The sequence below is a fragment of the Ruegeria profundi genome (assembly GCF_020171505.1).
Taxonomy (GTDB): domain Bacteria; phylum Pseudomonadota; class Alphaproteobacteria; order Rhodobacterales; family Rhodobacteraceae; genus Ruegeria; species Ruegeria profundi.
Genome location: NZ_JAIUZS010000005.1, coordinates 197,415 through 223,378, shown reverse-complemented (window position 1 = coordinate 223,378; position 25,964 = coordinate 197,415). Strand labels below are relative to the sequence as shown.

At 59.7% G+C, this 25,964-nt stretch carries 21 protein-coding genes; 10 read left to right on the top strand and 11 right to left on the bottom strand.

Going from position 1 to position 25,964, the window contains the following annotated elements:
• Positions 1-82 precede the first annotated feature (82 nt).
• Complete coding sequence (locus LCM21_RS13570; RefSeq protein ID WP_224891077.1) at positions 83-931, top strand: 2-keto-4-pentenoate hydratase; 849 nt, start codon at positions 83-85, stop codon at positions 929-931.
• On the opposite strand, the gene LCM21_RS13565 is transcribed toward LCM21_RS13570, so the two are convergent.
• The 4 genes from LCM21_RS13565 to LCM21_RS13550 are packed head-to-tail and all read right to left on the bottom strand — an operon-like array spanning position 932 to position 7,609.
• Positions 932-2,974 (bottom strand): DUF7408 domain-containing protein, encoded by a 2,043-nt coding sequence (locus LCM21_RS13565; RefSeq protein ID WP_224891076.1) that lies wholly within the window; start codon positions 2,972-2,974, stop codon positions 932-934.
• The gene (locus LCM21_RS13560; RefSeq protein WP_224891075.1) at positions 2,971-5,733 is read right to left on the bottom strand and encodes a DUF4159 domain-containing protein; all 2,763 of its coding nucleotides are present in this window, start codon (positions 5,731-5,733) and stop codon (positions 2,971-2,973) included. Before LCM21_RS13560 ends, LCM21_RS13565 begins: the two co-directional genes overlap by 4 nt.
• On the bottom strand, positions 5,730-6,605 hold the full coding sequence (locus LCM21_RS13555; protein WP_224891074.1) for a DUF58 domain-containing protein: 876 nt from the start codon (positions 6,603-6,605) through the stop codon (positions 5,730-5,732). The genes LCM21_RS13560 and LCM21_RS13555 overlap by 4 nt, the downstream gene beginning before the upstream one ends.
• A complete protein-coding gene (locus LCM21_RS13550; RefSeq protein ID WP_224891073.1) occupies positions 6,602-7,609 on the bottom strand; it encodes an AAA family ATPase in 1,008 nt (335 codons plus the stop codon). Before LCM21_RS13550 ends, LCM21_RS13555 begins: the two co-directional genes overlap by 4 nt.
• A 65-nt stretch (positions 7,610-7,674) precedes the next feature.
• Between LCM21_RS13550 and LCM21_RS13545 the strand changes: the two genes are divergently transcribed.
• Entirely contained in the window at positions 7,675-8,253 is a 579-nt protein-coding gene (locus LCM21_RS13545) for a DUF1285 domain-containing protein (protein ID WP_224891072.1), read from the top strand.
• On the opposite strand, the gene LCM21_RS13540 is transcribed toward LCM21_RS13545, so the two are convergent.
• The gene (locus LCM21_RS13540) at positions 8,250-9,194 is read right to left on the bottom strand and encodes a DMT family transporter (protein ID WP_224891071.1); all 945 of its coding nucleotides are present in this window, start codon (positions 9,192-9,194) and stop codon (positions 8,250-8,252) included. The genes LCM21_RS13545 and LCM21_RS13540 overlap by 4 nt on opposite strands.
• A 176-nt stretch (positions 9,195-9,370) precedes the next feature.
• Between LCM21_RS13540 and LCM21_RS13535 the strand changes: the two genes are divergently transcribed.
• Both LCM21_RS13535 and LCM21_RS13530 read left to right on the top strand, forming a co-directional pair.
• A complete protein-coding gene (locus LCM21_RS13535) occupies positions 9,371-10,126 on the top strand; it encodes a hydroxypyruvate isomerase family protein (RefSeq protein ID WP_224891070.1) in 756 nt (251 codons plus the stop codon).
• Positions 10,127-10,188: 62 nt separating this feature from the next.
• Positions 10,189-10,419, top strand: coding sequence for a DUF2798 domain-containing protein (locus tag LCM21_RS13530; protein WP_082677486.1), 231 nt, complete (start codon positions 10,189-10,191; stop codon positions 10,417-10,419).
• A 45-nt stretch (positions 10,420-10,464) separates the two neighbouring features.
• On the opposite strand, the gene polA is transcribed toward LCM21_RS13530, so the two are convergent.
• The 3 genes from polA to LCM21_RS13515 all read right to left on the bottom strand — a co-directional run bounded on the left by polA (position 10,465) and on the right by LCM21_RS13515 (position 14,304).
• Positions 10,465-13,263 (bottom strand): DNA polymerase I, encoded by a 2,799-nt coding sequence (gene polA, locus LCM21_RS13525; RefSeq protein WP_224891069.1) that lies wholly within the window; start codon positions 13,261-13,263, stop codon positions 10,465-10,467.
• 116 nt (positions 13,264-13,379) lie between these two features.
• Positions 13,380-14,042: a YrbL family protein gene (locus LCM21_RS13520; protein WP_082677472.1), complete on the bottom strand. Its 663-nt coding sequence runs from the start codon at positions 14,040-14,042 to the stop codon at positions 13,380-13,382.
• An 82-nt stretch (positions 14,043-14,124) separates the two neighbouring features.
• Entirely contained in the window at positions 14,125-14,304 is a 180-nt protein-coding gene (locus tag LCM21_RS13515) for a zinc-finger domain-containing protein (RefSeq protein WP_068336798.1), read from the bottom strand.
• An 87-nt stretch (positions 14,305-14,391) separates the two neighbouring features.
• On the opposite strand from LCM21_RS13515, the gene LCM21_RS13510 reads away from it, so the two are divergent.
• A complete protein-coding gene (locus LCM21_RS13510) occupies positions 14,392-15,384 on the top strand; it encodes an ABC transporter ATP-binding protein (RefSeq protein ID WP_224891214.1) in 993 nt (330 codons plus the stop codon).
• A gap of 35 nt (positions 15,385-15,419) precedes the next feature.
• On the opposite strand, the gene LCM21_RS13505 is transcribed toward LCM21_RS13510, so the two are convergent.
• From LCM21_RS13505 to deoC, 3 genes are all read right to left on the bottom strand, one after another.
• Positions 15,420-16,238: an SDR family oxidoreductase gene (locus LCM21_RS13505; protein WP_224891068.1), complete on the bottom strand. Its 819-nt coding sequence runs from the start codon at positions 16,236-16,238 to the stop codon at positions 15,420-15,422.
• Positions 16,239-16,262: 24 nt separating this feature from the next.
• On the bottom strand, positions 16,263-18,596 hold the full coding sequence (locus tag LCM21_RS13500) for an aldehyde dehydrogenase family protein (RefSeq protein WP_224891067.1): 2,334 nt from the start codon (positions 18,594-18,596) through the stop codon (positions 16,263-16,265).
• Positions 18,597-18,671: 75 nt separating this feature from the next.
• On the bottom strand, positions 18,672-19,670 hold the full coding sequence (gene deoC / locus LCM21_RS13495; protein WP_224891066.1) for a deoxyribose-phosphate aldolase: 999 nt from the start codon (positions 19,668-19,670) through the stop codon (positions 18,672-18,674).
• A gap of 198 nt (positions 19,671-19,868) precedes the next feature.
• Here deoC and LCM21_RS13490 point away from each other — a divergent pair, with 198 nt between their 5' ends.
• The 5 genes from LCM21_RS13490 (at position 19,869) to mutL (ending at position 25,912) form a co-directional block, all read left to right on the top strand.
• Positions 19,869-20,822, top strand: a complete 954-nt coding sequence (locus tag LCM21_RS13490; RefSeq protein WP_224891065.1) for a metal ABC transporter solute-binding protein, Zn/Mn family — start codon at positions 19,869-19,871, stop codon at positions 20,820-20,822.
• 3 nt (positions 20,823-20,825) lie between these two features.
• A complete protein-coding gene (locus LCM21_RS13485; RefSeq protein ID WP_224891064.1) occupies positions 20,826-21,629 on the top strand; it encodes a metal ABC transporter ATP-binding protein in 804 nt (267 codons plus the stop codon).
• Between the two features lie 2 nt (positions 21,630-21,631).
• Entirely contained in the window at positions 21,632-22,837 is a 1,206-nt protein-coding gene (locus LCM21_RS13480) for a metal ABC transporter permease (protein WP_224891063.1), read from the top strand.
• Positions 22,834-23,763 carry a metal ABC transporter permease gene (locus tag LCM21_RS13475; RefSeq protein ID WP_224891062.1) on the top strand — a complete coding sequence of 310 codons (930 nt, stop codon included), beginning with the start codon at positions 22,834-22,836 and terminating at the stop codon, positions 23,761-23,763. Before LCM21_RS13480 ends, LCM21_RS13475 begins: the two co-directional genes overlap by 4 nt.
• Before the next feature lie 283 nt (positions 23,764-24,046).
• A complete protein-coding gene (mutL, locus tag LCM21_RS13470) occupies positions 24,047-25,912 on the top strand; it encodes a DNA mismatch repair endonuclease MutL (RefSeq protein ID WP_224891061.1) in 1,866 nt (621 codons plus the stop codon).
• Positions 25,913-25,964 lie beyond the last annotated feature (52 nt).

Sequence of the window (25,964 nt, the reverse complement as noted above, 5' to 3'; positions counted from 1 at the left end):
CGTAGAGGAGGTAAAAATCTGTTTAAGCCGTTGCTGCCGCTGTGGAGTCCGTGCCACAATTTCCGAAAAGCGGAGGTGAGCCATGCAACCTGTGTCGTATATCTGTTTACTCTGTGCCGCTGTTATTGGGTCCCAAGTGGCGGCTGAATGTGCTTCGGACGCGCAAATCGAGCGATATGTGCAGGACTATGTGACCAATACGCCCACTGCGGCCCTCTCGGTGAATGGCAGCATGGAAGATGCGTACTGTACGCAAGCCAAGATAGTCGCTGCTTTAGAGCCACATATGGGCCCGGTCATCGGATATAAGGCGGGCTTGACCAGCAAACCCGCGCAAGAGCGCTTCGGCGCCGCGGAACCCATTCAAGGCGTCTTGTTCCGCGATATGATGCTGGAAGACAGGGCGACGGTACCAACCGCATGGGGCGCACGTCCGGTTTTCGAAGCTGACTTGGTTCTGGTTGTTGCCGACGCGGGGATCAATCAGGCCACAACACCGCAAGAGGTCATCGCGCATGTTGCGGCCATCCGCCCCTTTATCGAACTGCCCGACCTGACTTTGGCCGAGGGTGAGCCGATCACGCCTGTCACTCTGACGGCTATCGGTGTCGCGCCAAAACTGGGTGTGTTGGGCTCTGAAATCCCTGTTTCAGACGCTGAGGCAATGACAAAGGCCTTGGCGGATATGACTGTCACGCTCAGTGCGGCTGATGGTGAGGTTTTGGCCCAAGCGCCGGGTACGGCAGTGCTGGGGCACCCCGCAAACGCTGCTTTGTGGCTGATGTCGAAAGGTATCGTGTTTGAGTCCGGAGACCTGATCTCGGTCGGGTCCTTCGGGCCGCTGGTACCGCCGGCAAAAGGCAAGGGCGGGGCGTCCGTCACATATACGGGTTTGCCGGGTGATCCGACCGTCAGCGTCACGTTCGAGTAGTTAACGCCGCCCTTCGCGCAGCCAGCCGCCCAACAAAAAGCCAACGGCCAGCAGCAGCACGAGCCACGGCGGCAGCAATCCAGCCTGAGTCACATCACGCGTCTCATAGGCATCGCGCGGGGTCAGGCCGATCCAGCCACGCCCGGCAGCCGGACGTCCGGCGCGGACATTGCGGATGGAGGGCAATCCCTCTTCCAGCCGAACTGCGCCACCGCGCATCTGAGTCAATACAGGGTCCAGAACCTCGGCGGTGGCAATGGTGCGCTCAAACTCTTTTGGTGCCGCCGGGCCCAACCCGATGACCGCCATCTGCTCGCCTTCCTGCAGTCGGTAAAGCCCGATCTCTGGCCCGAAATACGTTGCTTCGAACCGGCCGGGCGATACCTCGTCCAGAGTGATTTCGAGTGTCTCTCCGTTCGGGCGGGTGATCGTTACCGGACCAACCTCATCCTCTAGCGTTTGGCGGATGATGCGCATGACCTGCCCATTGGCCTCGGCCCAAAGGGCTTCTTCTTCCAATTCAGGCTCTTTCATCATCCAATGGGCCAACCGACGCAGCAGTTCCAACTGCGGTCCGCCCCCTTCAAAGCCTCGGCTCCACAGCCAGGCGTGGTCCGATGCCAGCAGCGCGACCCGTCCTTCCCCCACACGGTCAAGCACCAGCAGCGGGCGTTCGTCCACGCCGGTCATCAAAAGCTCACCGCTGCGATGGCTCACATCGATCTGACGCAGCCACGCGCCCCAATCTTCGGAATCGCCAAGATCGGTTGTCACAGGATGACGATGCCCCAGGTCGGTGACCGTTGGCACAAAGCGCTCTTCGATCACCCGTGCCGTGGGCTGCGCTGGCAGAATTGGTGCCAGAGGCGACCGAAAAATGCTGTCTGCGCTGGCAAAGTCCGGTCCCGCAGCAATCAGAACCGCCCCGCCGTCGTTGATGTAGTTGGTCACGTTGTCCAGATAGATCGCAGGCAGGATGCCGCGCCGCTTGTAGCGGTCAAAGATGATCAGGTCGAAATCGTTGATCTTCTCCAGAAACAACTCACGTGTCGGAAAAGCGATCAGAGATAGTTCGTCGACCGGTACCCCGTCTTGTTTCTCTGGCGGGCGTAAAATGGTGAAATGCACTAAATCAACCGAGCTGTCAGATTTCAACAAGTTGCGCCATGTCCGCCCGCCGGGATGCGGTTCGCCCGAGACCAGCAGTACGCGCAGCCTGTCACGTACACCGTTCATCTGGATCAGCGCAGTGTTGTTGCGGTCGGTCAGTTCGCCGTCGGCCTGCGGTACCGTGAACTGGATCACGTTTCGACCGCCATGGGGCAGCGTGATCGGTAGTTCGACATCAATTCCTATGGGAATATTCAGCCGCTCTGGCTCAGCCCCGTCAACCGAGACTTCAAGCGGTGCGGTCGTTTCATTGGCGGGCGCCGCACCGCTGTCCTCGACCCGCAGGGTCAGCGTGACCGGCTCGTCTATGATAGCGAACGCGGGGGCGTTGCGGACGATCAGGCGGCGATCCCAGTCATTGTTACGCCCAGTCTGTAGCAGATGCATCGGTGCGGGAAGGGCGGGGGCCTGATCGACGTCATGCACGATCCCGTCTGAAACGACGAGAATGCCGGCAATGCGCGCACGCGGCTCTTCGGCCAGTGCAGTGTTCAGCGCGGTCATGACCTGCGTGCCTTCGTCGCCGTCCCCGTCGCCGAGTGTGATCCGTCGCAGTTCGGTATTGTCGCGGGATTCTATTTCGGCAGCCAGTTCCTCGGCCGCTCGTGCTGTCTGATCAGCCCGGTCCGACAGGGTCTGGCTGGCGCTTTCGTCTTCGATCATCAGGACGATATCGGTCAGCGGCGCGCGGTCTTCGACTTGGTAAACCGGTCCCGCCAGCGCTGCGATCACGACGAGGGCTGCCAAACCACGCAGCGCCCAGCCCGACAGGCCGCGCCACAGGGCCAAGACAACTCCGGCCACCGCAACAGTTGCTACAATCGCCAGAACCGGCCATGGGATGAGAGGATCAAAGATGACGGTTCCGGTCATTGTCCCAACCTGTCAAGCAAAGCAGGCACATGGACCTGATCGGATTTGTAATTCCCGGTGAGTACATGCATCACCAGATTGACGCCAAAGCGATTGGCAAGCTCACGCTGACGCTCCCCGGCATAGCCACGCCCGACAGGCAACATCGCCTGCCCGTTTCGATCCACCGCCCAAGCCGACGCCCAGTCATTGCCGCCGATCACAACCGGCGTCACGTTGTCATTGAGATTGCGGAATGGCATGCCTTCGATCTGTTCCGCGTCCAGCGGCGCTGCCTCGACCCAGACTTCGGTACCGGCATATCGGCCCGGAAAGTCCTGAAGCAGGTAGAAGGCGCGGGTCAGGACGTGATCACGTGGAACAGGCTCTAACGCAGGGATATTCAACGGCGCGGCCAGTTGTTGCAGCTTACGCCCATTGGGGCTTGAGGCGCCAAACTGCGCCACATCCGCGTCGCGCGTATCGAACAGGATCATGCCGCCCGACCGCAAAAAAGCGTTGAGCTTGGCGTAGGCCTCGGCAGACGGTTGCGGCTGATCCGGCGTGATCGGCCAGTAAAGCAGCGGGAAAAACGCAAGTTCGTCACGCTCAAGGTCCACGCCGATGGGGTCTACCGGCTCGACGGATGTGCGAAAAAACAGCGTCTGAGCCAATCCACGCATGCCAGCCCCGGCCACCTCGTCCACCTGCGCGTTGCCGGTCAGTACATGGGCCAATACCAGCTCTTGTGTGGCGGTCAGAGCGAAGTCGGTTTCTTCCGCGGTTTGTGCCTGTGCTTGGGGAACCAACATCATCGCACCCAGTGCCACGGCTGCGGCTTTGGCAAAGCCTAGGCGGCCGGACAAGGCGAGTGAGGCAATTACATCAATTGTCAGCAACAGCAACGCAAGGCTGAGCAGAATTCCCCCGATGGGCGTTTCCGTGTTCACCTCTTGCCCCTTGATTGGCACATCTGAGGGCCACGCTGCGGGTGTCAGGACTGCATCTTCGGACAGGACATTCAATGCCAGCTTTTGCTTGCCGCTTTCATAAAGCCCGGGCTGCAAGTCTGGACCAATCGTGCCCGAGATCAGACCGACCCCATCAACACCGGCCAGGTTCCCCGCGTCGGACAAGGTTCCAAAGCCATCCATGACCTGTATCGGTTCCCACGTGGTGCCTTGCAACTGCGCATCCTGCCGGGATTTCGCAGCCGATGCCACGGCCAGACGATCCAACATCTCAACAAACAATCCTGAAAGCGGCAGGCTGGACCACTCTGCATCCGCTGTGACATGGAACAGGACCACCTGCCCCAAACCCAACGCCTTGCGCGTTACCAGCGGCGTGCCATCGGACAGGGATGCAATCACGCGATCCGCCAGATTAGGGTCTGGTTGTGCCATGACCTGAGTGCTGATCGTAACGTCGCCGGGGATACGCAAACCAAAGAATGGGGAGTTCTCGGGGAAGGGGGCCAGACCCTTGGCTTCACCCCAACTCATCGCGCCGCCAACCGAGCGGCCCCCGCTGCGCAACCTTACGGGCAACAGCGTATCCTCGGCGTCGCGGCCCAGATCGCTGGCGGCCATGCGCGGACCGGCAAAACGCAGCAGGAGCCCGCCCTGTTCGACCCATTCTATAAGCGCGCTCTGCTCACCCTCAGACAGTTTTGCGACATCGGCCAGTACGATCACGTCCGGGTTTGCAGGCAACACATCCAGCAAACCACCGTCGACGAAATCTGCTGTTGGGCTTAGAACTTGCGTCAGATAATGCAGCGGTGACAACAGCTCCAAACCTTCGCGGTTGAGCGTCCCGGCAATCAGAGCAACCTCGCGTCTGCGCAAACTGTCATCGGTCAGGGTCACTGCACCGGCTGATCGTTGGCCCTGAATTTCGAACCGAGTAATCCGGGCGCGCAGTTCTGACGGAAGTGCCAAATCCACCTGAGCTTGCGTGTCCTGGCCCAAGAACTCGATCTCGGCCCTTTGCAAAATCCGCTGTGCGCCTGCGGGATCTCGGCCCTGTGCTACTATGGTGATGCGGTCCACCGGTCCCGGTTCATCGCGCTGGGCGGTCAGTTGGATGACACCATCCTGATAGGCAGCGGGCAAGAGTGCAAGGACAGGTGCCGCGGCCTGATACACCGATACGTCACCGCGAGATTGCAAGGCTGCCAAAACCCTGCCATGGCCGTTGTACGTAAGCCGGTCGCTGAACCAATGGGTTTCAAATCCACCTTCCACCTGATCCAACGCGGCCACGGCTTGATCAACCTGCATGTCCGTTGGTTGCCACGGTTTGGGGGCCAGACCCGGCAGGCGTCCGCGCCAGGCTTCAGCGGCCTGGAAAATCGGCGGCTCAGGCTCCGTCAGGCTCAGGATGGCCACCGTCCGGCCTGCACGTCCGGCTTCGGTCAGTTGCGCGTCGATCTGGTCCAGCGTCGAAGGCCACCCGGTCGCCCCTGCCCAACTGGCATCCAGCACCAACAGCAAGGGTCCCGATCCGGAAACATCCCGTGACGGGTTCAGGACCGGCCCGGCCAAACCGATGATAATTGCTGCAGCAGCCAGCATCCGCAGTAAAAGCAACCACCACGGTGTGCGATCGGAAACACTTTCATCGTCTTTCAGGCCCAACAGCAACGTCACCGCAGGGAACAGACGGCGTATCGGTGCGGGCGGCACGGCACGCAGGATTAGCCAAAGGATCGGCAGGGTCAGCAAACCCAGCAGCACCCAAGGCGCGGTAAAACCGATGCCCGCCAGTACAGTCATCGCGTTCCCCCATCCAACGCACGGTAAAGCCACAACAAGGCTGCTTGTGCGCTATCCCCGGTGTGATGCAGGCCCAGTTGCCATCCCGTGGCACGGCATAGCTGTGTCAGAGCGTCCTTGCGTTTCGCAAGCCGTTCCAGATACCGCTCTCGCAGCTCGCCAGCTTTGAGCGTTTCGTGCCGGACCGAGCCGCCGACGCTTTCGAAAATCGTCCGACCGCGATAGGGAAACGTTTCTTCGCCCGGATCAAGAACCTGCAGCAGGACCCCGCGAACGCCACGGTCGGCGGCTTTGGTCAAAGCTAGCTCAACTTCGTCCATTGGGCCGAGGAAATCGGAAATGAACACTGCACGGGCATGGGGTATCATGGCACGATGCTCGGGTGGCGCGTAGTCTGTCTCAAGGTCTTGCGACAAGGCTTCTGCCAGCCGGATAATCTGCGCATTACCGCGCCGTGGCGGCAGGGTGGTTCCGGTCAGGCCAACGCGCTCACCTCCGCGAACCAAAAGAATGGCAGTTGCCAGACCCAAAAGGCGCGCGCGCTCAGCCTTGGAGACAAGGTTTTTGTCAGATGCGAACCGCATCGAAGCGCCCTGATCCACCCAAAGCATCACCGATTGCGCGATCTGCCATTCACGTTCGCGTACGAATTGCTGGTCACCACGGGCTGATCGCCGATGGTCAATCATTCGGCGGCTGTCGCCAATCTGCGCGGGCCTGTATTGCCAGAAATCATCACCCAGACCGGATCGCCTGCGCCCGTGATCCCCCAGCAGAACGGTTCCTGCCAGATGTTCGGCACGCGCCAATAATGGCGGCAGCCGGGACGCCTCGGCCTCGGATCTTTCGCGAAGTGTCAGTGCCGCATTCACGCCGCTGCCTCGGTACGGATCAGGCCGGCAGCCGTTGTTTCGATCAGATCGGTCAAGCTGTCACCGCGTGCGCGCGCCGCGAAGTTCAGCGCCATCCGGTGGCTGAGAACGGGGCGGGCCATGTCCAACACGTCGTGAGCATTCGGCGCCAGCCGTCCTTGCAGCATCGCCCGGGCGCGCACGGTCATCATCAGCGCCTGCGCCGCGCGCGGGCCGGGACCCCAGGCAACCGTTTCTTTCACGCGTTCCGAGGCGTCTGCCTCTTCGGGGCGGAATGCGCGGACCAGATCAAGGATCAATTCCACAACCGACTCTCCGACCGGCATACGGCGCAACAACACTTGCGCGGCCAGCAATTCGTCTTTGGTAAATATCTCATGTGCCGTGTCTTCTTCGACGCCCGTCGTGGCCAGCAGGATGTCGCGCTCGGTCTGACGGTCCGGGTATTCCACGTCAATCTGCACAAGGAAGCGGTCCAATTGCGCCTCGGGCAGGGGGTATGTGCCTTCCTGTTCAATCGGGTTCTGCGTTGCCAGCACGTGAAATGGCTCACCAAGCGAGCGATCCTCACCCGCGACCGTCACGGTGCGCTCTTGCATGGCCTGCAACAGGGCTGACTGGGTGCGAGGGCTGGCGCGGTTGATCTCATCCGCCATCAGCAACTGACAGAAGATCGGGCCGGAAATGAACCGAAAGTGGCGCGAGCCATCGTCGGCGGTGTCCAGAACCTCGGACCCCAGAATATCGGCTGGCATCAGGTCAGGCGTGAACTGGATACGGTTGCCATGCAGGCCCATCACCGTCGACAGCGTTTCGACCAACCTTGTTTTGCCCAGCCCCGGCAGACCGATCAGCAAAGCATGCCCGCCGCACAAAAGCGCAGTCAGGGTCAGGTCCACGACCCTTTCCTGTCCAATAAAGCGACGGGTGATTGAGGACTTGGCCTCTTGCAGCTTGGATTCCAGCGCTTCGATCTCGGACACGAGGTCGGCAGGTTCGGTCATGACTTTCCCTTCCGTGGGCTATTATGCTTTGAAGTGTATCGCGCTTAGAGGAAATGGCAAAAGTAATGAGCGGACAAAAACCTGTGACACCTTCTCCTGACGGTCTGGCAGCATCGGTAAAAGCAGCCAAAACCAGGGGTTTGCCCCCTGTTCACCTTTGGAATCCTCCGTTTTGCGGCGATCTGGACATCCGGATCGCAAAAAATGGTACATGGAGTTATTTAGGCTCGCCCATCAACCGGTTCGAGCTTGTGAAGCTTTTTTCCTCAATTCTTAAGAAAGAAGATGGGAAATATTTCCTGGTGACTCCGGTCGAAAAGGTGGGAATCACCGTGGAAGACGCGCCATTTGTCGCCGTGGATTTCGACGCCGCAGGCGAGGGGGACGCGCAAAACCTGACCTTTATCACCCAGGTCGGTGACACGGCGGTGGCCGGCCCGGATCATCCGATCCGCATTGTCATTGACCCCGAAACGGATGAGCCGTCGCCGTATGTGCTGGTTCGCGCAAATCTTGAGGCGCGGATCGATCGCAAGAGTTTCTACCGCCTTGTCGACATTGCCGTTCATCGCGATGAATGGTTCGGCGTGTGGTCTGGCGGTCAGTTCTTTCCACTGATCCGGTCGGATGATCTGCCTGACTAAGCCGGGCGGGTCACACGACGATCCTGGGCAAGCACAACGGCCAGCGCAACGATACCGGCACCCAAGGCACGGGTGCTGTTCCACTCCTCTCCCATCATCATCATGATCACCATCACGTAAAACGGTGCGATATTGATATGAAACGAGGACAAGGCCACTCCCAGCTTGCCTATGGACGCGATGAACAAGACCTGGCTGAGACCCATCGAGATCAGCGCGTAGATGACCAGCATTCCCAACTGCTGGGCATCAACGGGCTTGGAGGGCAAGACGTCCATCCCAAATTGCGCCGCGCCGAATACCAAGAGCGACGCCATAACCAGCCCGCCAACGAAGGTGATCGTTGTGCGGCCCGTCTGGCTGAGTTCCGGAAAGTCCCGCGCTGTCGCCATGCTGGCCCAACAGAAGAGACCCGTGGACATGATGGCCAGGGCCGCGCCAAGACCCAACTGTGCCGGAGCCATCGCGCTTGTTGCGATCAAGCCGCCGACAATTGACACCAGCACACCCAGCGCGAAGTTCCAGCGCAGCCGTCGCGTGCCTGCGGCAAGCTCTAACAAGGTTGCAATCAACGGTGCGCACGAGGCGATGATCGCCACCGTAACCGGATCGGTCAGCTTCTGCGCTACGATGATCAGGAACATACCCGTTCCCAACCCGACCCCGCCAACACCCATTGCACGCATCCAGCGGGCACGCATCACCCTGCGCGGCCCATCGATCAACAGCCAGACTGGAACCATGATCGCCACCGCCAGGGCCAGCCTCGCTGCGAACAAAGCCACCGGGGGCCATGTTTGCAGCAATACCTCAGCAGCAGGAAATCCAGCCGCCCAGGTCAGCATGGATGCAACCGCCAAACCGTTGCCGGACAACGCGGAATTGCGATCCGCAGCCATAGAAAGATTGGTCCCGCGCGCGGGGTCAGGGCTCATCGCCATAGGAGTCAGACCTCATGTTGGCACGGCAACCTGAAACGGTTCGCCGCATTTGCCCAAAGGGTCACTGATTCGCAGCACGCGATCTGGCTGATTTTCGACAATCTGTCGTTTTTGACCCCCTTCCCCTGCAATCAGCCTGTGAGTATGGTCCGGGCGATAGCCGCCCGAGACCCCTCATGCCCAAATTCGCCGCCAATCTCTCTCTGCTCTATACAGAGTTGCCGTATCTTGAGCGCTTTCAGGCCGCAGCCGAAGCCGGTTTCAAAGCGGTGGAGGTTCTGTTTCCCTACGAATTGGCCGCTAAAGAAACCCGCCGCGCGTTACTGGCCAACGGGCTAGAGCTGGTTCTGATTAATGCGCCGCCGCCAAATTATACCGGTGCCGAGCCTGGCTATGCCGCAATCCCCGGTGCCGAAGCGCGGTTTCAGTCCGATATCCGGCGCGTTTTGCGCTATGCCGATGTTCCGCAGCCAAAGCTGATCCATATCATGTCAGGCTACGCAACCGGACCCGAGGCGCAGGATTGTTTTGTACGTAATCTGCAATGGGCTGCTGATTTTGCACTAACACAGCAGTTCACGATTGAACCCCTCAATCCGATCTCACAACCCGGTTATTTTCTGAATGACTATGAACTGGCCGCGCAGGTGCTGGACCGCGTGAGCCGCCCGAATGTCGGCCTGCAATATGACAGCTTTCACGCACATATGATCCACGGCGATGCGCAGGCGATCTGGGATCGCTTTTACCCCCGGATCGTGCACGCCCAAATCGGCGCCGCCCCTAACCGCAGTGAACCGCGGTCCGGGGAAACGAACTTCGAACGTCTTTTCCGGGCGATTGACGCCGCAGGCTATTCCGGGTGGGTTAGCGCGGAATATACACCGTCAACAAAGCGCACATCCGACAGTCTTGGATGGATGCAGATGTAGGTCTGGCATTTTTATAGAAAATGCATCACATCGTAGAGGCTTCGACCAATAGGACGCCCGTGATGATCCCTGCCCAATATTCCCGTGCCGTGTTCAGCCTGATCATGTCTGGCCTAATGTCCCTTATCGTGACTGGTATCGCGACCGTGAAGGCAATCGGGTTCGGCCCAAGCACATTTGGCAACTGGATGGCATCGTGGAGTTTCTGCTGGCCGATTGCCTTTACCGTCATCCTTCTGTTCGGACCTATGGTGCAACGGGTGGTCAATAGGCTGGTCAGGCCGCAGGACTGACCCGCGGCGAAGAAGGCCCGCGGGGCCCGATGAGCTGCGCCTTTCCTAATGCGCCTCAGCCCAGTTCGCGCCTTGGCCTGCATCCACGCTCAGCTTTACATCCAGCTTGACGGCAGGGTCCGACGCACCCTCCATCACGTCGCGGGCAACGTCGATTACCTGATCCACCGCATCCTCGGCCACTTCGAACAGCAGTTCGTCGTGTACCTGCAGCAGCATCTTGGCGGGCAAGCCGTTGATTGCATCCGGCATTCGCACCATGGCCCGCCGGATCACATCCGCCGCAGTCCCTTGAATCGGCGCGTTGATCGCCGCCCGGCGCGAGAAACCGGCATGCGGCCCTTTGGCATTGATCTCGGGCGTATGGATTTTGCGACCAAACAGGGTCTGGACATAACCATGATCCTTCGCGAAAGCGATGGTGTCGTCCATGTATTTCCGAATACCCGGGAAACGTTCGAAATAGCGGTCGATAAAGCCCTGCGCCTCGGCCCGTGGAATGCGTAAGTTGCGCGCCAGTCCAAAACCCGAAATGCCGTAGATCACACCAAAGTTGATCGCCTTGGCCTTGCGGCGAATATCTGGCGTCATCTCGTCCAGTGGGACATCGAACATCTCGGACGCCGTCATCGCGTGAATGTCCAACCCATCCGTAAATGCCTGTTTCAGGGCCGGAATATCGGCGATATGGGCCAGGATTCGCAGCTCGATCTGGCTATAGTCAAGGCTGACCATCACGTTACCTGGCTCGGCAACAAATGCCTCGCGAATGCGCCTCCCTTCTTCGGTGCGCACCGGTATATTCTGCAGGTTCGGATCAGTCGACGCCAGACGACCCGTATTGGCCCCAGTGATCGAGTAAGACGTATGCACCCGGCCCGTATCGGGATTGATATGGGTCTGGAGCGCATCCGTATAGGTCGACTTCAGCTTGGAAAGCTGTCGCCAGTCCAACACCCTGCGCGGCAGTTCATGCTCGGTCGCGAGGTCCTCAAGAATATCGGCTCCTGTGGAATACTTGCCGGTCTTGCCTTTCTTGCCGCCTTCGAGGCCCATCTTGTCGAACAGAATTTCACCCAGCTGCGCGGGTGAGCCGACGTTGAAAGTCTCACCTGCCAGTTCGTGGATTTCAGCCTCTAACCCGGCCATTTTCTGTGCAAACGCGTTTGACATCCGCGATAGCACATCGCGGTCAACCTTGATGCCATGCATCTCCATCTCGGTCAGGACCGGCACCAACGGACGTTCCAGCGTTTCGTAAACCGTTGTTACCTGAGCCTGATGCAGCTGGGGTTTAAACAGCTTCCACAGGCGCAGCGTGATATCCGCATCCTCGGCGGCATAGGCCGTAGCCTCATCAATTGGCACCTTGTCGAAGGTGATCGCCGATTTACCCGATCCCAACAGCGGTTTGATCGGGATCGGCGTGTGGCTCAGATACCGCTCCGAGAGTGTATCCATGCCATGCCCATGCTCGCCGCCGTGCATCGCGTATGACATCAGCATCGTGTCGTCGATGGGGGCAATGTCGATGCCATACCTTTTGAAAATCTTGGCGTCGTATTTCATGTTCTGCCCGATTTTCAGGATCGACGGGTCCTGAAGCATCGGTTTCAGCAGTGTTAGAGCCTCATCCAGCGGCATCTGCCCTTCGGCCAACGCATCCGATCCAAACAGATCATCAGCCGCCCCATCCCGGTGGGTCAGAGGTACATAGCAGGCCTCACCCGGCTCGATACACAGCGAAATACCCACCAGATCAGCAATCATCTCGTTCAGACCAGTGGTTTCGGTGTCCACCGCGACCCAGCCGCGTTCATAGGCCTGATCAATCCATTTCTGCAGCGCGCCAGCGTCACGGACACACGCGTATTTCGTTGCATCAAAGGGCGCGGCCTCAACCTCTTCCACCTCGGCGGCAGGCGCAGGCGCGTCAGCAATCACGGGCGCTTCTGCCCCCAGTTTGTCCGCGATGCGCTTCGTTAGGGTGCGGAACTCCATCTCTGCCAGAAAGCCCAGTAGGATCTCGGAATCAGGGTCCGTCACCTCAAGATCGTCCAAAGTGAAATCCAACGGAGTGTTCTCGTCCAACTGCACAAGTTTTTTGGACAGTTCGATCTGATCGCGCTTTTCGATCAGGGTCTGGCGGCGCTTGGGCTGCTTGATCTCTTCCGCACGATCCAGAAGCGTTTCCAGATCGCCAAATTCGTTGATCAGCAGGGCTGCGGTTTTTACCCCGATCCCGGGTGCGCCCGGAACGTTGTCGACGCTGTCGCCAGCCAAGGCCTGCACATCGACCACACGTTCTGGTCCAACGCCAAACTTTTCAACCACGCCATCCCGGTCGATGCGCTTGTTCTTCATCGCGTCCAGCATTTCAACGCCGTCACCGACCAGTTGCATCAGGTCCTTGTCCGAACTGACAATTGTGACACGCCCGCCCGCGGCGCGTGCCTGAACGGTAAGGGTGGCGATGATGTCGTCGGCCTCGTAGCCTTCCAATTCCTTGCATGCGATGTTGAAGGCGCGGGTTGCTTCACGGGTCAGCGGAATCTGGGGGCGCAAGTCTTCGGGCATCGCCTCGCGGTTTGCCTTGTACTGGTCATACAGGTCATTTCGGAAGGTATGAGAGCCCTTGTCAAAGATCACCGCAACATGGGTCGGTGCATCCGGCCCGGTATTCCCTTCGACATATTTTTGCAGCATGTTGCAAAAGCCCGAAACCGCCCCGATCGGCAGCCCGTCAGATTTTCGCGTCAGCGGAGGCAACGCGTGATAGGCCCTAAAAATAAAGGCCGATCCGTCAATCAGATGCAGATGACACCCTTTTCCGAAATTGCTCATGCGACGTCTCCGATTTGGTTGGAGACGGTTCTGCCACAGGGGCGCGCGGGTGACCAGTCAAGAAGGCGATCCATCCACCGGCAAGCGCACTCGCAGGCCGCCGGGGCCAGCCATAATTACACAGTGCGAAATGCCCGATGCGCCTTGTCCCAGATCAGCCCTGTCCGATCAGCGATGTATTGCATCTGCCTGCTGAGCGAACGGTCATTCAACCTGCGGCTCAGGGTGCGCAAGGGGATCACGTTGCGCTCTCCGAATCCGTCAATCAGAACAAACATTTTGGTTTGATTGCGCAGCCCATAGACTATGTTCTCGGGGTGAATATCGCGCCCCACGATTTGAAGCTGGAACAGGCTTTTCACAAAGCTGTTCAATTGGTTCAGGACCTCGTCGCTCAGCGTTCCCTGTTCACACACCCACGACAATTGTCGAGCAAGCTGCCCGTCTTCGGACTGAATGCGCTCTACAACAAGACCCGGGCCGACATCGGTCTGCACGACACCGAAAGAGCGTGCCAACGGCAATTGCGCAATATCGGTACCGCTTTTCAAAGCTGCCTTCAGCTCGCACTCCATTTCCTTTAGGGCGTTGCGATAGATCGCATCGGGAAACACCCGTCGGATCAGCCGCTTTGTGTAGGACCGAATGGGACGTTTGCGCGGCCGTGTGACCTTGATCAGTAGCTCTGGGAAATCCGGACAGGCATACACGTCCCTTTGACCACCGGTCGTCAGAGGCTCCTGACTCGACAGCTGCAAAAGATCCAGTGCAAACAGCATCACGCCTCCGTAGTGTTTCGAAGCCGCGATGCTTCGTCTGGCCGAAAAAGGGACATGTCGGGCAAGTGGGCTGCCAGCCCTCTCAGCTCTGCCCCGCTGCGCCTTTCAGCACGTATTTGCAGTCGCAATAGGGGCATTCGACCCAACCGATGTCCTCGGGGATTTGAAGCCACACGCGCGGATGACCCAACGCACCCTCGCCACCGTCGCACGCGACACGAGTGGTTTCGACGATCTTGGTTTCCGGCGCTTCGATGGTCACGGCTGGCGATCCTTCTTCGGTTGTCGGCCTCGCGGGCATGTATTAGGTGCGTTTATGAGCGATGAGCAAACCGGGGGCAAGAGCCACATGAGCGATGCGGCAATCACAATCGAAGGGCTGCGCAAGACCTATAAAGGCGGCAAGGGCCAACCCGAGAAGCATGCACTCAAGGGTATCGACCTGACAGTCCCGCGCGGTTCGGTTTTTGGTTTGCTCGGGCCAAACGGCGCTGGAAAGTCGACGCTGATCAACATTTTGGCCGGTCTGGTGGTGAAAACCGCAGGCCGTGTCGTGATCTGCGGGTTCGATCAGGATAAACATCCGCGCCAGTCCCGCGCCGCAATCGGCGTGATGCCGCAAGAGCTGAACCTTGATCCTTTCTTCACGCCTCGTGGCGCGTTGGAAGTTCAGGCCGGGCTTTACGGCGTTCCCAAGGCACAGCGCCGCAGCGCCGAGATTCTGGACCTTGTTGGCCTCAGCGACAAGGCAGAGGCCTATGCCCGAACTCTGTCCGGCGGTATGCGGCGGCGGCTGCTGCTGGCGAAGGCGCTGGTGCATCATCCCAAGATTCTGGTTCTGGATGAACCCACGGCCGGCGTTGATATCGAGCTGCGCCAGATGCTTTGGGCCAATGTGCGCAAACTGAACGAACAGGGTATGACCATTATTCTGACAACGCATTACCTGGAAGAAGCTCAGGAGATGTGTGACGAGATTGCCATCATCAATCACGGAGAAATGATCGCGCAGGACAGCACTGCCAACCTTCTTGGCAGGATGGACAGCCGCACCATGGTGATCGCTCCGGACGACCCCGTCACCGATCTGCCGTTCGCGGAAGGTGTTGAGGCGGCGCTGCGCGAGGATGGAAACCTTGTATTGCGATATCAAAGCATTCAAACCAGCGGCGAGCAGGTCCTAGAAGCCGTACGGCAGGCTGGCATTCGTATCCGCGACGTCCGAACCGAAGAAGCCGATCTTGAGGATGTTTTCCTCGCGCTTACCTCATCCCGCGAGGATGAAGCCCCGGTAGACGATAACGACCAACCCCGCAGGGGGATGCACCGGGTTAGGCTGTAGGCCCGGTTTATCCGCATAGGGCCAGATTGTTTCGGCTATTTAGGGTCTGTTTTTACCTGCGAGCGCAGCATTTGCCCCATCATTTGTCCGAATTTGCCCGACCCGCGCTGATACAGCGCCCCGTCGACGGACAGAACTGTTCCGCTGATATAGCTGGCCAAGTCCGAGCAAAGGAACAGGCAGGCATTGGCCACGTCTTGCGTGGTTCCCCAACGTCCCAGCGGCACGTCCTGTCTGATCTCTTCATGCGCGTTTTCCGTAGGAGCCAATCGTCGCGCCCCTTCGGTGCCCTCGATGAAACCTGGCACCACCGAGTTTACGCGAATCCCCTCAACCCCCCATTCCATCGACAGCGTTCGGGTAATCTGATCGACGCCAGCCTTGGCGGCGCAGACATGAGCCTGCCCTTCATAGGGTAGGAACGCCTGAGGGGCCGAGATGTTGATGATGCTGGCCCCGGGTCGTTTCAGGTGGGGATAGGCGCCCTTCATCACATGGACGGTGCCCATCAGGTCGATATCCACCACCGTCTTGAACGCATTTACTGACATTTCAGAGGTCAGCGCCGGGAAATTTCCCGCCGCGCCCGAGACGAGAACGTCGAAATTGCCGAAAACGTCATGGAACTGGTTGAGTCCAGCGGCCACTGCGTCCGCGTCACGAACGTCAAAGGCGGCGCCGATGGCGTTCGCCGCGCCTGCCGCTTTCAGCGCCGCCACGGTGTCGTCCACCTTCTCTTGCGACCGGCTGGCAACCGCCAGTTTGGCCCCCGAGGCCGCAAAAGCCTCGGCGATGCCTCGATTGATGCCGCTGGTCCCGCCAATGACGATGACAGTTTGCCCTGCAAAGTCCATGTAGACCTCCCTTAGCGGGGTGCCTTACTCGCCGTAGGGCACCCAGATGTTCTTCACTTCGGTTGAAGCTTGAAGGAAGCGGCGCGATTGGTCCACGCTCCAGTCAAATGCCGTCGCGTTATTGACCCAGGTCCGTTTCAGGTTCCCGGCTGAGACGACCTCGATTTCCTTCGACAGATCGGTGGAGGAGAAGGACCAGACCGCATCGACGTTCAGATGTGAGGCCAGCGGTTTCGCCAGCTCCGCATGGCTGCCGGTCAGGATGTTGACCACACCTGCGGGCACGTCGGACGTCTCGAGGACCTGGTAGAAATCCGTTGCTGCCAGCGGATAGGGTTCCGAGGCCACAAGAACCGTCCGGTTTCCCATCGCAATCGCCGGTGCCATGGCCGAGACCAGACCCAACAGTGGCGCCTCATCCGCACAGAGCGCGCCGATGACGCCCACCGGCTCTTTCATCGCGATGGCGACACCCCGGATCGGAACGCCATGCACCTGGCCGTCATACTTGTCGGCCCAGGCGGCGGCGGTGAACAGACGCTGGATCGAGGTCTCGACCTCTTTCGCACCGTCTTTCTTGCCGGTCATGGCGTCAATACGCGCGGCGAATTCATCGGCACGGGCCGAGAGGTTCTCGCCGATATAATAAAGAATCTGCGCGCGCAGATGGCCGGTGGTCTTGGACCAGCCTTTCGCGCCTGCCGCAGCCTCAACCGCGTTGCGCACATCCTTGCGGTTGGCCAGCCCCACATGACCCAGCAGGCCGGATTTGCCCCACACGGGCTTGGAATAGCCGCCGTCGGGTCGCGCCTGCTTGCCGCCGACATACATCTTGGCGGTGCGGTCGATGGGGTCGACCGGGGCGCCTTCGCCGGTGGTGGCTTCAACCTTCGCAAGCGGCTTCGCCTTGCCCTTGGGTCTGGTATACGCCGCAAGCCCTTCCCATCCGCCTTCGCGGCCAAAGCCGCTTTCGCGCACGCCACCAAAGCCGGCGGCGGCGTCGAACAGGTTGGTTGCGTTGACCCAGACCACACCCGCAACCAGCTTAGGCGCGATATCCAGCGCGAGGTTCACATTCTCGGTCCAGACGGTTGCAGCCAGGCCGTAGCGGGTGTTGTTGGCCAGCTCAACCGCCTCGGCCGGGGTGCGGAATGTGGACGACACCAGCACCGGGCCGAAAATCTCTTCCTGCATCAGCGGATCGGAGGTTTCGAGGCCCGAGATCAGGGTCGGCGGATAATAACAGCCATTTTCGGGCAACTCACAAGCGGCTTGATGCACGTGACCAACCGTATTGCTTTCAACCATGCCCTTGATGGTTTGCAACTGGATGGGATCCACAACCGCGCCCACGTCGATGCACTTGTCCAGCGGATCGCCAATACGCAGCGTGTCCATCCGCGCGCGCAGCTTCTCGTGGAAACGGTCGGCTATCCCCTCTTGCACCAGCAGGCGGGACCCAGCACAACACACCTGACCCTGATTGAACCAGATCGCATCGACCAGACCTTCGATGGCGCTGTCGATATCGGCGTCGTCAAAGACGACATAGGCGGACTTGCCGCCCAGTTCCAACGTCAGTTCCTTGCCTGACACTGCAGTCGCCTCGCGGATACGCCGACCCACGGCGGTAGAGCCGGTAAACGCGATCTTGTCTACATCCGAGTTGACGATCATCTCACCCACAGCACCGTCACCGGTAACGATGTTGACCACGCCTTTAGGCAGACCGGCCTGCGTGCAGATATCGGCAAACAGCAGCGCGGTCAGAGAGGTATACTCGGCCGGTTTCAGAACCATCGTGTTACCCATCGCCAGAGCGGGCGCGATCTTCCACGCCAGCATAAGCAGCGGGAAGTTCCAAGGAATGATCTGGCCGCATACGCCAAGCGCCTGCGCGTCTGGCAGCTCGCTCTCCATCAGTTGCGCCATACCTGCGTGATAGTAGAAATGCCGCTGCGCCAGCGGGATGTCGATGTCGCGCGATTCACGGATAGGCTTGCCATTGTCCAGGCTTTCCAGCACTGCAAACAAGCGCGAATGCTTCTGCAACAGCCGTGCAATGGCGTAGAGATAGCGCGCGCGTCCCGCGCCGCCCAGCTTTTCCCATTTCGGTTGCGCCTTGCGGGCGGCAGCAACGGCGGCGTCAACATCGGCTTGCTTGGCCTGTGTCAGCTTGGCCAGAACCTCTCCGGTCGCCGGGTTGCGGCTTTCGAACCCTTTGCCGGGTTTGGTGAAAGCGCCATCGATATAATGGCCAAACTTGTCGCCCTGATCGACCAGCCAGGCCAGCGCCTCAGCCGCGCTTTCGGGGGCGGGGCCATAGTCCATGGTTTCGAAAATCTCTTTGACTGTCATTGTTCTTGTCCTTTTCCCGGGGCTTCGCCCGTTCGGCACTGAAATCGCTCCACCGGAGCGATTTCCGTGCGTGCCTCACCCCATAGAATGACGGTAACCGGCGGAATATGCGCCCGTCACATAGTGTTCCAACTGCCGTTCAATATCACCCAGCAGAGACGACGCGCCAAAGCGGAACAGATCGGGTTCCAGCCAGCGGTCCCCAAGCTCATCCTTGATCAGAGCCAGGTAAACCAGTGCATCCTTAGCCTTTGAGATACCGCCCGCAGGCTTGTACCCAACGCGATAGCCGGTGCGGTCATAGTAGTCGCGGATCGCGCGGATCATCACCAGCGAAACGGGCAGGGTGGCGTTGACGCTTTCCTTGCCGGTCGAGGTTTTGATGAAATCCGCACCGGCCATCATGCAAACCAGCGAGGCGCGTGCGACGTTTCGCAGGCTACCCAGTTCACCAGTCGCCAGGATGGCTTTGACATGCGCATCGCCGCAGGCCGCACGAAAGGCTTTCATCTCGTAATACAATGCCTGCCAGTTGCCCGACAGCACGTGGCGGCGCGAGATCACGATATCGATCTCTTCAGCCCCGGCCTGAACGCTTTCCTCTATCTCGGCCACGCGCAGGTGAAACGGCGACAGGCCAGCCGGAAACCCCGTGGACACCGCAGCCACCGGGATGCCGGTGCCTTCTAGCGCCTCAACGGCGGTTTCGACCATGTCGTGATAAACGCAGACCGCCCCGGTGGTGATCGGCGTCATGTCCATTGCACGCAACAGCGCAGGCGACACCGGTTGACGTGCCTTGGCACACAGGCGGCGCACCCGGCCAACCGTGTCGTCGCCCGACAAGGTGGTCAGGTCGATCATCGTGATCGCCTTCAGCAACCAAGCCGCCTGATAATCTTTCTTTACAGATCGTCGACCGGGCAGGGTTGCTGCGCGACGCTCTATGGCCGACGTATTGGCCTGAACGGCACGCACCCAGTCCAGATCAAGATCCATTCCGGGGTTTCTGGGCTCGGTCACTTGCGGCAGATGCGCGGTGCGCACGGGGCTGTCTGAGCTCTGCGTTTCCATTGTCACATCCTTTGGAGGTTTGCGTCAAACTTGCACGAGAGGTGCCCAAATGGAAGGCGTAGCAGCGCACAGCTTGAACATTTTTTGACCAAATGGACAAAATACGTACTTTTTTTGCGAATAATTCGCAATAGCGTTGACTTAGTTGCGAGTGGTTCGCATATTCATTTGCAAGAGGACAGCAAACCGGGGATTGGTATGATTCGTCGCAGCTTTCTTGCAGCGTTGGCTTTTGCCGCTGCATTGCCTTTGACCGCTTGGGCTGAAGCACCCCTGAAAGTGGTCGCAACCACTGGTATGATCGCTGACGCGACCCGCCAGGTCGGTGGTGATCAGGTAGAAGTCAAAGGTCTGATGGGTCCGGGTGTTGACCCGCATGCCTATCGCCAGACGCGCAGCGACATCGTGGCGATGACCCGCGCGGACGTTGTTCTGTGGCATGGTCTGTATCTTGAAGCGCAGATGGAAGACTTCTTCCGTGATCTTGCGCGCAAACAGACCGTTGTTGCGGTTGCAGAAGGGATCGACAAATCCAAACTGCGCGCCCACGACGACTACGCTGACAAGTACGACCCGCATGTCTGGATGAGCCCGGACTTGTGGCGTGAAGTCGTAATCGAGATTCAGGACACTCTGACCGAGGCGCGCCCCGAGGCTGCGGACATCTTCGCTGCAAACGCGCAAGCGCACCTCGCCGAACTTGAACAGTTGCAAGCCTACGCTGACCAGACCCTTGCCGCCGTTTCGGAACAGAACCGCGTATTGGTCACAGCGCATGATGCGTTTGGCTATTTCGGCGCTGAACACGGGTATGAGGTGATGGGTATTCAGGGGATCTCGACCCAGTCCGAGGCCGGTCTCAACCGCATCGGAGAGCTGGTGGATACCCTGGTCGACAAGCAACTCAAGGCGGTGTTCGTGGAAAGCTCGGTCTCTGACCGGTTGATGCGTGCTTTGATCGAAGGCGCGGCGGCTAAGGGCCACGACGTTGGAGTGGGTGGTGAGCTCTATTCGGACGCGATGGGTGAGCCGGGCACCTACGAAGGCACCTATGTGGGTATGCTGGACCACAACATCACCACGATCGCCGGAGCGCTGGGCGCAGACGTGCCCGAACGTGGGATGAACGGCAAATTGTCGGCGGGGTACTAACGCATGCTGGAATTGGCCACAAATCAGGGTATCCCGGTTGCCGAGCACAATGTTGAGGACAGCCCCTTGGCCATACGGGGCCTGACCGTATCCTATGGGCAGAAACCAGTGGTGTTTTCGGTTGATATGACCGTGCAGCCGGGGGCGATGACTGCAATCATCGGGCCGAACGGAGCGGGGAAATCGACCCTGCTCAAGGCTGCTTTGGGAATTGTGGCGCCGCTGTCCGGGCAAGTGACGGTTTTTGGTCAGCCGCTGGAACGCCAGCGCGCCCGCATCGCCTATGTCCCACAGCGGGCCAGCGTAGATTGGGATTTCCCGACACGCGTGATCGACGTTGTCCTTATGGGTTTGTCGCGGCAGCTGGGGTTGCTGGGCCGTATCCGGGCGCGGCACATGTCGCGCGCGATGGAATGTCTGAACCGCGTTGGCATGCGCGATTTCGCGGATCGCCAGATTGGCCAGCTTTCCGGCGGTCAGCAGCAACGGGTTTTCCTGGCGCGCGCTTTGGCGCAGGATGCTGACCTCTATCTACTGGACGAACCGTTTGCCGGAGTTGATGCCGCAACCGAGAAAGCCATCATCGCGGTCCTGAAATCGCTGAAAGAAGCTGGCAAGACAGTTGTTGTCGTGCATCACGATCTGGCTACTGTCACTGAGTACTTCGATCACGTCTTCCTGATCAATACCCGCAAAGTGGCCGAAGGTCCTGTGGACACGGCGTTCACGGCTGAAACACTGCAAACAGCCTATGGCGGCCGCCTGGCCACCGCTCAAATCGACCAGATTTCTCGCGCGCTGGCGTAAACATGCTTTGGGAAGCTCTGACCCTGCAGCTTGGCTATAATGCCACGCTGGTCGCGATTGGTGCGACCTTGTTGGGTGTGTCAGCCGGAGTCACCGGCACTTTCCTGTTCCTACGAAAGCGCGCGCTTGTGAGTGACGCGATTAGCCATGCGACCTTGCCGGGCGTCTGTCTGGCTTTCATGATGCTGGTCACCTTGGGTGGTGACGGGCGCAACCTGATCGGCCTGCTGGCCGGATCAGCGGTTTCGGCGTGGATCGGATTGCTTTGCATGAATTGGCTAACGCGCCGCACCCGACTGGCTGAGGATGCCGCGATCGGAGCCGTATTATCCGTCTTTTTCGGTTTTGGCATCGTGTTGCTGACGGTCATTCAAACGATGGGTGTGGGCCGTCAGGCCGGGCTCGAAGGGTTCCTTCTGGGGTCGACGGCCGGGATGCTGTGGGCCGACGCGCTGATCATCGCGATTGGCGGCGCGGCGACATTGTTGATGGTGATAATCCTTCGTCGTCCAATGACGATTGTTGCCTTTGATGCGGACTACGCTGCGGCGCAGGGTCTGCCAGTGCATCGAGTTGATCTGGCTATGATGGGGCTGGTGATGGCTGTCACTGTTGTGGGTTTGAAAATCGTTGGTTTGATCCTGATAGTGGCACTACTGATTATCCCCGCTGTCACAGCGCGGTTCTGGACCGAACGGTCCGACAGGGTGGTGATGCTGGCAGGTCTGGCCGGGGGGCTGGCAGGATATCTTGGCGCGGCTCTTTCGGCTGTAACTCCCAACCTGCCGACCGGTCCTATCATCGTTTTGGTCAGCTTTGGCTTCTTTGCTCTGTCGCTGTTGTTTGCGCCTGGCCGGGGTGTGCTGGCGGCCGTTTTGCAGCATCTGAAATTCCAGCGCCGCGTTCATATCCGCCAAGGCCTTCTGGCGCTTGCACAAGGTCAAAAAATCTATGAACCGCTCACCCTGCGCCTGCTGGCACGCGCGGGTCTTGTCCGTGCCGACGGGGTTGCAACCGAGGCAGGAAAAGCCCTTGCTGCCAAGGCGCTGCGCGATGAAAAACGGTGGGAGGTCATCCGGGCCGACCAGGCGCATGAGGCGACGGCGGCGCTCTATGACGGGTTGCGTGATATTGAGACCGTGCTGACCCGAGACCAGATCGCCGAAATTGACCGACGGATCGGCGGTCCGCAGGAGGTTCCGGCATGAGCGGTGAAGACTTCGTTCCACTGTCGCTGACGCCATTGCTTATCGGGACGTTCGCGGCGATTGCCTGCGCCTTGCCCGGTAACTTTCTGGTCCTGCGAAAACAGGCCCTTATTGGTGACGCGATCAGCCATGTGGTTCTGCCAGGCATCGTGGTGGCCTTTATCTTGACCGGCACAATCTCGACATGGCCCATGATGCTGGGCGCTGCGGGGGCGGCGATTGTCTCGGTCGTGATGATCGAGGCGATCCGGCGGTTGGGCCAGATCGAACCGGGGGCCGCGATGGGCGTGGTGTTCACCACCATGTTCGCAGGCGGCGTGCTGCTGCTGGAGCTGACCGATACCTCGAGTGTACATCTGGACGTAGAACATGCGCTTTATGGCAACCTGGAAAGCCTGATCTGGCTGGATGCGGTGGGGTGGTTGTCGCTGTTGGACCTGACGGCATTGGCCGGCCTGCCACCGGAACTGCCGCGGATCGCGTTGACGCTGGTCGGGGTGATCCTGTTCATCTGGGTGTGCTGGCGTCCGCTTAAGATTTCCACTTTTGACGAAGGCTTTGCCCAGACCATCGGCATTCGCACCGGTACGCTTGGCATGGCCCTGGTAATCGTGGCAGCGATATCCGCCGTGGCCTCTTTTGACGCGGTCGGCTCTATTATCGTGATCGCGATGTTCATCTGCCCCCCGGCGGCAGCGCGGATGATGACCAACGGGCTTGAGGCGCAGATCGCGTGGAGCGTCGTCTTTGCCGGTGCGTCGGCGGTGTCGGGGTACGTTTTGGCGGGATACGGTCCGCTTTGGTTGGGGGCTGCGGATGCAGTCAGCGCGGCAGGTATGATCGCAACAATGTCCGGCCTGATTCTGGCCTGTGCTGCACTGTGGGGTCCTTACCGCACACGTACTGGCGCACCTCAAGAGGCTTGACACGGCATGTTCCCGCTAACGGTGAATCGTATCTTTCGGCTGAAAATCGCCTAGATACGGTGCGTTAGTAGATCACGTAACTGTGATATCGCGTTTCGTGCTAGGACAACCGCTAATGAATTCAGGATGACCACCACTCACTTCGGAACGTTCGGACAATCTCGACCGGCATTGCGTTAAACAAGACCAGCGCTGCGAGATTGTTCGAACGCCCCCTCTTCAGGACAATTACAGCCGCCAAACCGGTGGCAGAATCGTGCGAACCTGTGCTAGGTCTGGTAGTATGGCGCAGGTAAACCCCAATATCAGCGAAAATCGCCCCGTAATCCGGCAACTCGACGATGCCGCGATCAACCGTATTGCCGCGGGTGAGGTTGTGGAACGTCCGGCCTCTGCCGTGAAAGAACTGGTCGAAAATGCGATCGACGCCGGATCGACCCGGATCGCCATCGACATTGCGGATGGGGGTAAGACACTGATTCGTGTCAGCGATGATGGTTGCGGGATTTCAGCGGATGATTTGCCGCTGGCCTTGTCACGCCATGCAACATCAAAGATCGATGGCTCGGATCTGCTGAACATTCACACCTTCGGTTTTCGGGGCGAAGCGTTGCCCTCGCTCGCGGCGGTTGGGCGGCTGACCATCACCAGCCGGGTGCCGGGGGCTGAGGCTGCCTCGATCCATGTGGCGGGCGGCAAGATGGAGGCGGTAAAACCCGCGGCGCTGCGTGCTGGTACCGTGGTGGAACTGCGGCAGCTATTTTTCGCCACGCCTGCCCGTCTGAAGTTTATGCGCACCGACCGGGCTGAGGCACAGGCGATCACCGATACGGTAAAACGGCTGGCCATGGCCGAGCCTTCGATCACTTTCACCTTGCGCGATGTCTCAGGTGGGGGCGAAGGCCGTGTGACCTTCCGCTCCGACCGCGAGAACGGCGACCTGTTCGACGCGCTACATGCGCGCCTGGCGCGTGTGATCGGCCGCGAGTTTGCCGAGAATGCCTTGCAGATCGACGCGACGCGCGAAGGCATCCGACTATACGGATACGCTGCTTTGCCGACCTATTCGCGCGGTGCAGCGGTGGCCCAATACCTGTTCGTGAATGGCCGCCCTGTGCGGGACAAGATGCTCACTGGTGCTTTACGCGCAGCCTATTTCGATTTCCTCAGCCGTGACCGGCACCCGGCGGCGGCTCTCTTCATTGACTGCGACCCAACTCTGGTGGACGTGAACGTGCATCCCGCAAAGTCCGAGGTCCGCTTCCGCGACCCCGGCGTGGCGCGTGGATTGATCGTCTCGGCCTTACGACATGCTTTGGCCGAGGCAGGGCATCGGGCGTCCTCGACCGTGGCCAATGCCACCTTGGGTGCAATGCGGCCCGAACCGGCCTTGCCAGCGCAGCCCGCAGCGGCGCGGGTGTATCAGATGGATCGGCCGTCGGTTGCGGCACGACAGGCCGCATACAGAGCGCAGTCGCCCGGATTCGCAGATTTGTCGCACGACTACAGCGGCAGCATTGTTGAGCCCGCGCCTGCAGTGCCAGTTGCTGATGAACCTCCGGCGCAAGACCTACCCTTGGGCGCGGCGCGCGGGCAGGTGCATGAAAACTACATCATCGCTCAGACCGCCGATGGCATGGTTATCGTTGACCAGCACGCCGCGCATGAACGGTTGGTTTACGAAAAGCTCAAACGCCAGATGGCAGATAATGGCGTAGCCGCACAGGCATTGCTAATCCCTGAGATCGTCGAACTCTCCGAGGGCGATTGCGCGCGCCTGATGGCTGTGGCTGATGATTTGTCCCGCCTTGGGCTGACGCTTGAGCCGTTCGGCGGCGGTGCCATCGCTGTGCGCGAAACACCCGCGATCTTGGGTGAGGTCGATGCCCGCGCGATGATCCTGGATATCCTCGACGAGCTGGCCGATCAGGGCGAAAGCCAGACGGTGCAGGCGCGGATTGAGGCGATCCTCAGCCGGGTTGCCTGTCATGGATCGGTCCGCTCGGGTCGCCGAATGCGCGCAGAAGAAATGAACGCGCTATTGCGCGAGATGGAGGCCACACCGCATTCGGGGCAATGCAACCACGGGCGACCGACATACGTCGAACTGAAGCTGACCGATATTGAGCGTTTGTTCGGCCGCAGTTGATCTGACTGTTAAGCTGGGCTAAGAAGAATAAAACAAGAACATCCGAGGCGAC

Bases quoted from the DNA above. Each gene is read 5' to 3' on its own strand.
- LCM21_RS13490 (WP_224891065.1), top strand. From the start codon at position 19,869: ATGATTCGTCGCAGCTTTCTTGCAGCGTTGGCTTTTGCCGCTGCATTG.
- LCM21_RS13500 (WP_224891067.1), bottom strand. From the start codon at position 18,596: ATGACAGTCAAAGAGATTTTCGAAACCATGGACTATGGCCCCGCCCCC.
- LCM21_RS13505 (WP_224891068.1), bottom strand. From the start codon at position 16,238: ATGGACTTTGCAGGGCAAACTGTCATCGTCATTGGCGGGACCAGCGGC.
- LCM21_RS13520 (WP_082677472.1), bottom strand. From the start codon at position 14,042: ATGCTGTTTGCACTGGATCTTTTGCAGCTGTCGAGTCAGGAGCCTCTG.
- LCM21_RS13540 (WP_224891071.1), bottom strand. From the start codon at position 9,194: ATGGCGATGAGCCCTGACCCCGCGCGCGGGACCAATCTTTCTATGGCT.
- LCM21_RS13565 (WP_224891076.1), bottom strand. From the start codon at position 2,974: ATGACCGGAACCGTCATCTTTGATCCTCTCATCCCATGGCCGGTTCTG.
- LCM21_RS13570 (WP_224891077.1), top strand. From the start codon at position 83: ATGCAACCTGTGTCGTATATCTGTTTACTCTGTGCCGCTGTTATTGGG.
- LCM21_RS13475 (WP_224891062.1), top strand. From the start codon at position 22,834: ATGAGCGGTGAAGACTTCGTTCCACTGTCGCTGACGCCATTGCTTATC.
- LCM21_RS13550 (WP_224891073.1), bottom strand. From the start codon at position 7,609: ATGACCGAACCTGCCGACCTCGTGTCCGAGATCGAAGCGCTGGAATCC.
- mutL (WP_224891061.1), top strand. From the start codon at position 24,047: ATGGCGCAGGTAAACCCCAATATCAGCGAAAATCGCCCCGTAATCCGG.
- deoC (WP_224891066.1), bottom strand. From the start codon at position 19,670: ATGGAAACGCAGAGCTCAGACAGCCCCGTGCGCACCGCGCATCTGCCG.
- polA (WP_224891069.1), bottom strand. From the start codon at position 13,263: ATGAGCAATTTCGGAAAAGGGTGTCATCTGCATCTGATTGACGGATCG.
- LCM21_RS13510 (WP_224891214.1), top strand. From the start codon at position 14,392: ATGAGCGATGCGGCAATCACAATCGAAGGGCTGCGCAAGACCTATAAA.
- LCM21_RS13530 (WP_082677486.1), top strand. From the start codon at position 10,189: ATGATCCCTGCCCAATATTCCCGTGCCGTGTTCAGCCTGATCATGTCT.
- LCM21_RS13560 (WP_224891075.1), bottom strand. From the start codon at position 5,733: ATGACTGTACTGGCGGGCATCGGTTTTACCGCGCCTTGGGTGCTGCTG.
- LCM21_RS13535 (WP_224891070.1), top strand. From the start codon at position 9,371: ATGCCCAAATTCGCCGCCAATCTCTCTCTGCTCTATACAGAGTTGCCG.
- LCM21_RS13545 (WP_224891072.1), top strand. From the start codon at position 7,675: ATGAGCGGACAAAAACCTGTGACACCTTCTCCTGACGGTCTGGCAGCA.
- LCM21_RS13485 (WP_224891064.1), top strand. From the start codon at position 20,826: ATGCTGGAATTGGCCACAAATCAGGGTATCCCGGTTGCCGAGCACAAT.
- LCM21_RS13480 (WP_224891063.1), top strand. From the start codon at position 21,632: ATGCTTTGGGAAGCTCTGACCCTGCAGCTTGGCTATAATGCCACGCTG.